Origin of the sequence: Rhodococcus sp. BP-316 (genome assembly GCF_019836105.1) — a bacterium.
Lineage (GTDB): Bacteria > Actinomycetota > Actinomycetes > Mycobacteriales > Mycobacteriaceae > Rhodococcoides.
In genome coordinates this window covers 251,600-261,882 of record NZ_JABUEE010000009.1, presented here as the reverse complement: position 1 = coordinate 261,882, position 10,283 = coordinate 251,600, and the positions used below count along the sequence as shown (strand labels likewise).

The 10,283-nt window shown below is 67.2% G+C and carries 9 protein-coding genes; 5 read left to right on the top strand and 4 right to left on the bottom strand.

From position 1 onward, the window contains the following. Window positions 1-158 precede the first annotated feature (158 nt). The 3 genes from HQ312_RS18615 to HQ312_RS18605 all read right to left on the bottom strand — a co-directional run bounded on the left by HQ312_RS18615 (window position 159) and on the right by HQ312_RS18605 (window position 3,032). Window positions 159-869 carry a histidine phosphatase family protein gene (locus HQ312_RS18615; RefSeq protein ID WP_222640416.1) on the bottom strand — a complete coding sequence of 237 codons (711 nt, stop codon included), beginning with the start codon at window positions 867-869 and terminating at the stop codon, window positions 159-161. Beyond that, entirely contained in the window at window positions 866-1,876 is a 1,011-nt protein-coding gene (locus tag HQ312_RS18610) for a phosphotransferase enzyme family protein (RefSeq protein ID WP_222640414.1), read from the bottom strand. The genes HQ312_RS18615 and HQ312_RS18610 overlap by 4 nt, the downstream gene beginning before the upstream one ends. A 346-nt stretch (window positions 1,877-2,222) precedes the next feature. Then, on the bottom strand, window positions 2,223-3,032 hold the full coding sequence (locus HQ312_RS18605; protein ID WP_222640404.1) for an SDR family NAD(P)-dependent oxidoreductase: 810 nt from the start codon (window positions 3,030-3,032) through the stop codon (window positions 2,223-2,225). A gap of 273 nt (window positions 3,033-3,305) precedes the next feature. Between HQ312_RS18605 and HQ312_RS18600 the strand changes: the two genes are divergently transcribed. The 5 genes from HQ312_RS18600 to HQ312_RS18580 all read left to right on the top strand — a co-directional run bounded on the left by HQ312_RS18600 (window position 3,306) and on the right by HQ312_RS18580 (window position 8,196). Continuing rightward, a complete protein-coding gene (locus HQ312_RS18600) occupies window positions 3,306-3,950 on the top strand; it encodes a TetR/AcrR family transcriptional regulator (protein ID WP_222640402.1) in 645 nt (214 codons plus the stop codon). Window positions 3,951-4,228: 278 nt separating this feature from the next. Beyond that, on the top strand, window positions 4,229-5,362 hold the full coding sequence (solA, locus tag HQ312_RS18595) for an N-methyl-L-tryptophan oxidase (protein WP_222640400.1): 1,134 nt from the start codon (window positions 4,229-4,231) through the stop codon (window positions 5,360-5,362). 11 nt (window positions 5,363-5,373) lie between these two features. Then, complete coding sequence (locus tag HQ312_RS18590) at window positions 5,374-6,339, top strand: phosphotransferase (protein WP_222640398.1); 966 nt, start codon at window positions 5,374-5,376, stop codon at window positions 6,337-6,339. Between the two features lie 121 nt (window positions 6,340-6,460). Then, window positions 6,461-7,546 carry an S-(hydroxymethyl)mycothiol dehydrogenase gene (locus HQ312_RS18585; protein WP_222640389.1) on the top strand — a complete coding sequence of 362 codons (1,086 nt, stop codon included), beginning with the start codon at window positions 6,461-6,463 and terminating at the stop codon, window positions 7,544-7,546. Next, on the top strand, window positions 7,543-8,196 hold the full coding sequence (locus HQ312_RS18580) for an MBL fold metallo-hydrolase (protein WP_308123928.1): 654 nt from the start codon (window positions 7,543-7,545) through the stop codon (window positions 8,194-8,196). Before HQ312_RS18585 ends, HQ312_RS18580 begins: the two co-directional genes overlap by 4 nt. A gap of 249 nt (window positions 8,197-8,445) precedes the next feature. On the opposite strand, the gene HQ312_RS18575 is transcribed toward HQ312_RS18580, so the two are convergent. Further along, complete coding sequence (locus tag HQ312_RS18575) at window positions 8,446-9,876, bottom strand: aldehyde dehydrogenase family protein (RefSeq protein ID WP_222640373.1); 1,431 nt, start codon at window positions 9,874-9,876, stop codon at window positions 8,446-8,448. Window positions 9,877-10,283: the final 407 nt, after the last annotated feature.

Genomic DNA, 10,283 nt, shown 5'->3' with positions numbered 1-10,283 from the left:
GCGCACTGGGACTGGAACCCACGGTGATGGCCGACCTGCGCGAGATCCACCTCGGTACCTTCGAAGGCTCGGCCTTCGAGGAACGCCGCCGCGCCGACGCGGGCTGTGCCCGGTGGGTCAGGGCCCGGTCGAGGCGGGGGCGGCGGTGACCGTCGTCGTCATCCGGCGGCGACGACCTGCGGGGAGGGTGGACCTGTCGTGCGGATCGCGCTGCGCAGGTGGGAGGTGTCGTTGAACGATCGCAAGGTGTAGTCGCGGTCGGGTCCGTGGACGAGGCGGGTCATCGATCCGTTCTCGACGTCGATGAACGCGAACGGCCGGCTCTCCGTGACGAGGTGGCAGATCTCGGCGACGACTCCACCGTGGACGAACGCCACCGCAGTCGTTCCTGCCGGTGTGCTCTCGGCGAGAGTGTCGAGGCCGCGGCGGACCCGGTCGCTGAAGGTATCGGAAGACTCGGCGCCGGGGATGAGATCCCAGCGTTCCTTCTCGAACACCTCACGCAGGAGTGGGTCGTCGGCGCGGCGGCGTTCCTCGAAGGCCGAGCCTTCGAAGGTACCGAGGTGGATCTCGCGCAGGTCGGCCATCACCGTGGGTTCCAGTCCCAGTGCGCTCGCGATCGGTTCCGCTGTCTGCGAGGTGCGTTGGAGGGTGGTGACGAACAGCGAGGTGGTGGCGGGGTCGAGGGTGCGCAGGACGTCGGCGACGTTCTGCGCCTGATCTCGGCCCAGCGGCGAGAGCGGCGGGTCGGCGTGCCCACCGACCGGGGGCTCGTCGTGGTCGTGCGCGGTCGATCCGTGACGCACCAGGATGATCTCGACGGCGTCGCCGGCGAGCTCGAACGGGGACTGCGGATCGCGGTCGATCACAACCGGGCGGCGTTCTTGCTCAAGATTTTCTCCGACCACTCACACGTTCCCGTGGCCAGGCCGGGCAGCATCTCACGGCTCACCGCGATGTCGGGGTTCGTGCCGAGGAAGGCGATGGTGAGCATGCGGCGCAGCAGCAAGAATGTGTCGATCTCCTGCTCGTGCTCGGCGGAGAGCTCTCTGACGGAGCGGTAGCCGTCGAGCCAGGATCCGATGTACTCGTCGGCCTGGGGGTGATCCTCGGCGAAGGTCATCGCGGTGGCGAGGTCGTACATGAACCATCCGGGACCGCAGTCGTCGAAGTCGATGAGGCGACATCTGTCACCGTCGACCAACAGGTTGGCAGCGCGCAGATCGGCGTGGATGAGGCCGTACCGGTCGGGGGTCGTTCCGTAGGCGCGCAGCCGCCGTTGGATGTGCTCCTGCACCTTCGTCAGGTGTTCGACCTCGGCGGTGTCGAACACTCCCGATCGCCAGTCGCCCCAGCGCGGAGCGGGTCCGAAGGCGGCGTCGAGGTTCCAGTCGGGGCGGGAGAACCATGCCGGGCTGCGCCACTGCGCGGAGTGGGTGTGCAGCTGGGCGGTGATGGTGCCGAGCATCGGCATCACCGTGGTGTAGTCGTCCTCCTGCGGGTGCTGGCCATCGATGCACTCGAAGACGGAGACGTGATAGTCCAGATCGGACCCCGGCAGGCGGACGGTCTCGACGGTGTTGCCGTCGGAGGAGAGATGAACCTCGGGAACCAGGGACACCGGTGATGCGCCGAGGGCGGCGACCCACGCCAGCTCGGACCGCCGTACCTGCAGGTCGTGGCCACCAGGGCGGCTGATGCGCACCACCACGGCGCGTTGCCCGACCGGCCTGACGCGATAGGAGACGTTCTCCGACACCGGCAACTGCTCGGGGACGAGGTCGGAGGCGAACCCGAATCGTGGAAGCGCGAGGGCAAGAACAGTTTCCGCATGTCGCAGCGTCTCGGACGCGGTCATGGGAGTGGTGTCAGTCATAGCCGGGATTCCTGTCGTGTGTACCTGGCGCGGCGAGGTGAGGAGGTCGCGTTCGAATGTCGCGCCCGGAGGGGATACGCGCTGGCCGGACGGCATCGTCGTCGTCGTCGTCGTGACCATCGCGCGGTGCTGGTTCGATCCGTGGGGACCGACGGCGGCTCAGTGCGGGTTGATGCACCGAACGTATGTTGCACATCTCACAAAAGCAAGACTAGGCGGTGAAATATTGCATGGTGCGTTCAAGTTTTACGTCGGTGAAACACCTCCCGATGACTGAAACCGCCCGTGACCTCGACGGAGGTCGCTGTGAGCACTGGATCCGCTCCGTGCCGACGCAACACGGTCGTTACGCGCCGTCCGCCTGAAAGGCGAGCGTCGAGACGTCCAGGAGGGTGGATCCGCCGTCTGCGGCGAGGACGTCGCCGGTCATGAAGGACGACGCACTCGAGGCCAGGAAGGTCACCACGGCAGCGATCTCGTCCGGGTCGGCGACCCGTCGCAGGGGAGCGTCGCGGCTGACCCGCCCGAGCGCGGTCTCGACGTCGCCGCCGTGTAGCTCGACGACCGACTCCATCTCGCGCTCGCTCATCGGCGTACGGACCCACCCCGGGCAGACGACGTTGAATCGGATGCCGTCCGGTCCGTAGTCCACCGCTGCCTGCTGGGTCAGCATGATCAACGCAGCCTTCGTGGTGGAGTACGCGGCCAGGCCCGGGAACGGCCGGCGGCCCGCCACGGACGAGATGTTGACCACCGACGCGCCCGTGCTCGACTTCAGATGAGCGATGGCGGCGCGGATGACGAGCATCGGACCGGTCACGTTGACGGCCATCGCGTCGTGCCATTCCTGCAGGTCCAGATCCCCGATCGAGCCGAAAGGACCGATACCTGCGTTGTTGACCACGATGTTCAGGGAGCCGTCGCCCAACTCGACCGCCGCGGCGACCGCCCGCTCGACATCGGCCGGATCGGACACGTCGGCCACGCACACCACCGAGGAACCGGCCGGCAGCTCGCGGTGCACCTCCTCGAGTGGTTCCGGGCGGCGACCTACGAGGCAGACCCTCGCGCCCTCGGCCGCGAGGCGTCGAGCGATGGCGGCGCCGATACCGGTGCCGGCACCGGTCACGATCGAGGTCATTCCGTCGAGCTGCATGATGCCTGCTTTCGATGTGGTGGGGGCGTACCTCGGGAGAGGTCGACGCACGACGCGGTGCGATGCGGGGTGGGGGCATCGGACGGCGGTGACGGCCTCGCGGGCGTACGGCGGCCGGGACGAAGTCGGTTCTCCGCTACCTCGTGAGTCGACGCATGTTGATAACACGGTGCGTATGTTTTGCGGACGGTCTTTCGGTATGTCGTACGGTTCGTACACAATTGTGGTGTCGTTCTGCTCGGGCCGACCGCCCTGTGCACGAAAGGGGGATGCGTGGCACAACATTCGAAGGCCCGTACGCCGTCGCTCCGCGAGCGAAACAAGGCGCGAACACGCCATGAGCTGCTGCGGGCCGCGCTGGAGATCTTTGCCGAGTCCGGTTACGGCGGCGCCACCGTCGAGGCGATCGCAACGCTCGCCAGCACGTCGAAGGTCACGGTCTACACCTATTTCCCGCAAGGACGAGAAGAGCTGTTCCGAGAGCTCTACGAACAGATCAACACCGAACTGCTCGAACGGGCCGCTCGGATCTTCGCTCTGCCGGGAGACTTCGCCGACCATGCGTCGGCTCTGGCTCGGACCCTCTTCGACGTGGCAGGCCGACCGTTGGTCGGACGGTTCTACTCCATCGACGACCCGTCATTGGATCTCGCTCTCGACCCCGTGCGCGGTCATGCGTCCAGTGTATGGACGCGTCTGATCGCGGCCGATCTCACCGACGCCGCCGCGCGCGGTGACATCCGGACGAGCAATCCGCATGCGCTCGCAGCTCTGCTCGTGGGCGCGATGCGGTCCGGGCTGACCGACATCGCTCGGGGTCGAGTCACGCCGGAGGAGCTGGTCACCGAGCTGGACATCCTGGTGCGGGGCCTGGCGGGCGGCACCGATATGGCGTCCCGGGCCGCACGGACCGCGTGACGGGCCCACGCGGCAGTGCCGAGCGTCCGGCGGCCAGCACGTCATCACACTTTGCTTGAACGGTCCGTTCAAAAAGTGTGCTCTCCGTATTGACTTTCGGTCCGTCGCGTTTAGACTGGGCGCACGCAGTGAGCGGAGTCACTACCCCACCGCGTGCGATCTTCCTCGATCACCACCGGTCCTGCGTGTCCGCGCACCCGGCCCGACCTGTACGCAGTCGAGCGCGATCACCCCCGATCGCTCAACGACGAACTCGAAGACCAAGGAGAGTGTCGGCCATGTCGCGCTTTGACGTGATCATCATCGGAGCTGGAACCTGGGGCAGTTCGACCGCCTGGCAACTGGCCGAGCGCAGACACAGCGTGCTCGCCATCGACGCCTTCACCCCGCCTCACACTCACGGATCCCATGCCGGCGCAACCCGATTGGCGCGCCAGTCGAACAGCACGGGACCGGAGTACGTCGAGCTGACCCAGAAGGCCTTCGCAGCCTGGAAGTCGATCGCCGACCGCACCGGCACCGAGGTCATGACCACGACCGGAAACGTCTTCGTCGGCGCACCCGGATCGCGGTGGTTCGACAACACCCTCGAGAACCTCACCGCCTCGCCGTTCGAGCACGAGATCTTCTCCGGCGACGAGGCCCGCGCTCGTTTCCCCCGGGTCCGGATCGCCGACGGTGAGCTCGCCGTGTGGGAGCCCAACGGCGCAGTGTCACTGGTGCAGCCGTCGATTCAGGCCATGCAGCAGCTCGGCCGCGAAGCCGGGGTCCAGGTCAAGTACGGCGAGAAGGTGCTCGACTGGTCCGCCGACGACGCCGGCGTCGTCGTCACCACCGCCAACGGGCGCTACGAGGCGGACCGGCTGGTCGTCACGGTCGGCGCATTCTCCAATTCCGTTCTCGGACTCGATTTCCCGACCCGAGTCGAGCGCCAGGTCCTCGCCAACTTCGCAGTCGATCCCGCAGCGCCCCGGTTGCCGTCGCTGTACGTCGCCGCCCCCGCGGGAGACGACTCGGCACCGTCCTACGGATGCCCGGAACCCGACGGCACCTTCAAGGTCAGCGTTCCCGGAAAGGGCAACGTCATCGACCCCGATTCCCTGACTCAGGACATCACCCGGGCAGACCTCGACCGCGTGATGTCCTTCGTGCGCTCACGACTGCCCGAAGTCACCGGTGACCCGGTGGCGACGACGGTGTGCATGTGGACCGAGTCCGAGGACGGGCACTGGCTGATCGGTCGCCACCCGGCGCACGAGCGCGTCGTGCTGGGAGCAGGATGCAACGGCCGCGGCTTCCGCTACGCCCCGGTGATCGGCAGCATCCTGGCGGACATGACCGAAGGAATCGACCATGCCGAACTCGCGCGCTTCGACCTCGGTCGATACGAGATCGCCTCGACCCGCGGCTAGGACCGTCATCGATGCCCGATCACGGTAACGACGGCCACGATTCGGCCGGCGAGGACGTCACCGACGAACTCGCACATCACGAGGACGCGGTCCGGCGGGTGCTGGCGCGAGTCCCCGGCCTCCCCGCCGACCGTGCCGCTCTCGTCGAGTGGTTGCCCGGCGGCGGAGCCCACAAGAACTTCCTGGTCTCCGTCGGCGAGCGCCGGCTCGTGGTCATACTGTGGAACACGATGTGGGAGAGCGTCGGGGTGATCCCACCCTCCGCCGCGGTCATGCAGAACTCGATGCTCGCCGGGGACGTCGGCATCGGCGCACCGGTGGTGGCGGTCGTGGCCGACCCGCTCGCTCTCGTCCTCGACTTCCTGCCCTCGTGCTCCGCTCTCGATACCGGCGGACATTTGTGGGCGCCGCGCCTGGCCACCACGGCCAGGCGACTGCACGACTCGCCGTTCCGATTCCACAACGACTACAACGCTTTCGCCCGGGCTCGCACCATGTTCGCCTCGGCGCGCCAGCGCGGAGGTGACCTCCCTGCCGACTTCGACGACCTGGGTCGGCAGGTGCACCGAGTCGAGACCGTCCTGGATCTGCGGGTCGACGACTTCGTCCCGTGCCACAACGATCTCTACGGTCCCAACGTCCTCGAGACTGCCGCGGGAGACCTCCGACTCATCGACTACGACCTCTCCGGCAACGGGGACCGTTGTTACGACCTCGGTTTCGCGGCTTCGTACTTCGAGATGGACGTCGACACCGTTCACCACTTCTGTGAGACGTACTTCGGTGCGAACGACGACCATCTCGTCGCCCGCACCCGCTTGTTCGCCGTCGCCTGCAACTGGGCCACTCTCGCGCTCTGGAGTGTGGCGATGACGATGGGGCCGACACGAACGACGACTACGACTACCGAGGCGAACTCGACACCAGTGTGCGACGACTGCACCAGATCCTCGACACCCCGGACTTCGGAACGTTGATGCGCACTGCATCACGGTGACCGTCGAGGTGCATCCGCACCGGCCGACCCCAGCACCCCGCCCGTACGAGCCCGTCCGTCCCTGACCGAGTGCCGTCTCGGCGACCACACGAAGGAAACCCATGCCTCAGACCGTCCGCGGAGTCATCGCCCGTTCCCGAGGAGTCGACGTCGAACTCGTCGACGTCGTCATCCCCGACCCCGGCCCCCACGACGTGGTGGTGAAGATTCAGGCCTGCGGGGTCTGCCACACCGACCTCACCTACCGCGACGGTGGCATCAACAACGAATTCCCCTTCCTCCTCGGTCACGAAGCGGCCGGCATCGTCGAGACCATCGGTGACGCCGTCACCCACGTCCAGGTCGGCGACTTCGTCGTCCTGAACTGGCGCGCCGTCTGCGGTCAGTGCCGCGCCTGCAAGCGCGGCCGCCCCTGGTACTGCTTCGACACCCACAACGCCTCCCAGCGGATGACCCTGGCCGACGGCACCGAACTCACCCCGGCACTGGGCATCGGCTCCTTCGCCGACAAGACCCTCGTCCACGAAGGCCAGTGCACCGCCGTGGACCCCACCGCCGACCCCGCCGTCGTCGGACTGCTCGGTTGCGGCGTGATGGCCGGCCTCGGTGCCGCCGTCAACACCGGAAACGTCGGCCGCGGTGACTCGGTGGCCGTCATCGGCTGCGGCGGAGTCGGCGACGCCGCCATCGCCGGCGCCGCCCTCGCCGGAGCCTCGGTGATCATCGCGATCGATCGCGACGACACCAAGCTCGCCTGGGCGCAGGGCCTGGGCGCCACCCACACCGTGAACGCCTCGAACGTCGACCCCATCGAGGCGGTGAAGGATCTCACCGGAGGTCACGGCGCCGACGTCGTCATCGACGCCGTCGGGCGACCGGAGACCTGGAAGCAGGCCTTCTACAGCCGCGACCTCGCCGGCACCGTCGTGCTCGTCGGTGTCCCCACACCCGACATGCGCGTGGAAATGCCCATGATCGACTTCTTTTCCCACGGCGGATCACTCAAGTCCTCCTGGTACGGCGACTGCCTGCCCGAACGCGACTTCCCCACGCTCGTCGACCTGTACGTCCAGGGCCGACTGCCGCTGGAGAAGTTCGTCACCGAGCGCATCGAACTCGATCAGGTCGAGGAGTCGTTCCACCGCATGCATGCCGGCGAGGTGCTGCGCTCGGTGGTGGTCCTGTGACCGCCGAGCTGATCCTCGACCGCGACGGACTGCGGATCGAACGCGTCGTCACCTCGGGAACGTTCGCGCTCGACGGCGGGACGTGGGAGGTGGAGAACAACATCTACCTCATCGGCAACGACACCGACGTCGTGGTGATCGACGCAGCCCACTCCGCGCAACCGATCGTCGATGCCGTCGCCGGGCGGCACGTCAACGCCGTCTTGTGCACACACGGGCACAACGACCACGTGACCGTCGCCCCCGAACTGGGGGAGTCCCTGCATGCTCCCGTGCTGCTCCATCCCGGCGACGACGTGTTGTGGAAGCAGTCGCACCCCGACGTGACCCACTGGATGCTCGATGATCGGCAACGCATCGCCGTCGCGGGCACCGACATCGAGGTCATCCACACGCCCGGACACTCACCAGGCTCGGTGTGCCTGCACCTGCCCGAAGTGCGAGTCCTGTGCTCCGGCGACACCCTGTTCTCCGGAGGACCCGGCGCGACGGGCCGCTCGTATTCCGACTTCCCCACCATCATCGGATCGATCCGGGACCGTCTCTTCGCTCTCCCCGAGGACACCACGGTGTTGACCGGGCACGGCGACGGCACGACGATCGGCGCCGAGTCGCCCCACCTGGCCGACTGGATCGCCCGCGGCAACTGACCGCTCGCATTCGTGCCGCCGCCGCGGTGGCCGCCCACCTGTTCACCGTAGGTGTGTGGTCGCCGCGGCGTTCGTGCATTCGGGCGTGCCGTGGCCCGGGAGACCACCACATTCTCCGTGGGCCACGGTTCCGCGGGCCCGACATCTCCGCGGTTTCCGAGATGAGCGCTGTCCCGGCCCCTCACACGAAATGCTCGGTGCCCGCACCCCGTTCGGGGTGCGGGCACCGAGCATCTCTGTCGTGGTCGATCAGTAACTGATGATCTGCGGTGCACCCAGCTGCTTGAGTCCCTCGACGCCGAACTCGAGTCCGTAGCCCGACTGCTTCGCGCCGCCGAAGGGAACGCGGGGGTCCACGGCGCCGTGCTTGTTGATCCACACCGTGCCCGCCTCGATACGCGCGGCGACCTCACGTGCTCGGTCGACGTCCGAGGACCAGACCGACGCGCCGAGACCCACGTCGAGAGCATTGGCCATCTCGACGGCCTCGTCGATCGTGGAGTACCGGATGATCGGCAGAGCCGGACCGAACTGCTCCTGCGTCACCAGATCGTTCGAGTTGTCGATGTCGGCGACGAGTGTGCTGGGGTAGAAGTATCCGGCCTGATCGGCGACGGGGTCACCGCCGGTCAGGACCTTGGCACCGGACGCCTTCGCGGACTCGACCAGCGTGGCCACGATGTCGAACTGGGCCTTGTTCTGCAGCGGTCCGAGGACGTTGTTCTCGTCCAGTCCCACACCCATCGGCATTCCCGCCGCGACCTCGACCAGTGCGTCGCAGACCTCGGTGTACACGTCCTCGTGGACGTAGAGCCGCTTGAGCGCGGCACAGGTCTGACCGGTGTTGATGAACGCTCCCCAGAACAGGTCCTGAGCAACAGCTTTGGCGTCGACGTCCGGGAGAACGATGCCGGCGTCGTTGCCGCCGAGTTCGAGCGTCAGGCGCTTGACCGTGTCGGCCGAGGACCGGATGATCGCCTTGCCCGTCGCGGTGGATCCGGTGAACATCAGCTTGTCGATGCCCGGATGTCCCGAGAGGGCCTCGCCGATGTCGCGGCCGCCGGCGACGACGTGCAGCACGTCTGCGGGCAGCGCGGTGTTGATCACGTGCGCGAGAGCGAGTACCGACAGCGGGGTGTACTCGGACGGCTTGACCACGACGGTGTTACCCATGCGCAGAGCCGGTGCGAGCTGCCACACCGTGATCATCATGGGCCAGTTCCACGGTCCGATGGCGCCGACGACACCGAGGGGTCGGTAGTGCAGTTCGGCGTGTCCGACACCGTCGTCGACGACCTTCTCCGGTGCGAGCTCGAAGCTGGCGGTCGCCCGCAGCCACGATGCGCAGGCACCGACCTCGAAGCGCGCGTTGGGACCGTTGAGGGGCTTGCCCTGCTCGCGTGAGAGCAGCTCGGCGAGCGCCTCGGCGTTGGCCTCGATGGCGTCGGCAGCGGCGTTCAGGTGGGCACTGCGCTCGCTGTGCGAGAGCTTCGCCCATGACGGCTGAGCGGCGCGGGCGCGGGCGATGGCGTCCTCGAGCTCGGCGGGAGTCTGCTCCGGAGCGCGTCCGACGACCGCACCGGTAGCGGGATCGAGGATGTCCCGGCCGCCGTCGGTCGGCGCGATCGCGTCCAGCAGTCGGGTGGTGGTGAAAGCGTCGACGTCTGAGGTCAGAGTCATGGGAGTCCTTTCGATGTGACTTGGATCATCCAAACACACGCATCGGTCAATATCTAGACGCTCCGTTCAATTTTCTAGATCCGGTTGTGAATCGGCGGCTACGAGGCCCCGTGCCGACCCGAACCGATGTGCGTGGACGACCGTGAACGAACTGACCGGATCGTGGCATCGATGCCCCCACGCGATGTCGTCGTCGACGTCGGCGAGGTAGGCGACGAGCTGCTCGCCGAGCAGTACCGCACGAGACATCTGCGTCCGGATTTCGTAGGGCCGTGGTGGACGGAATCCCGATGTCGTACACCGCGGCACTGCTCGAGAACTGCCACGACCGGGGTCTGGGTTGCAAGCTCCATTACACCGGCGACGGTGCGGTACGGCAGATCCTCGACGCGGTGCAGACATCACGC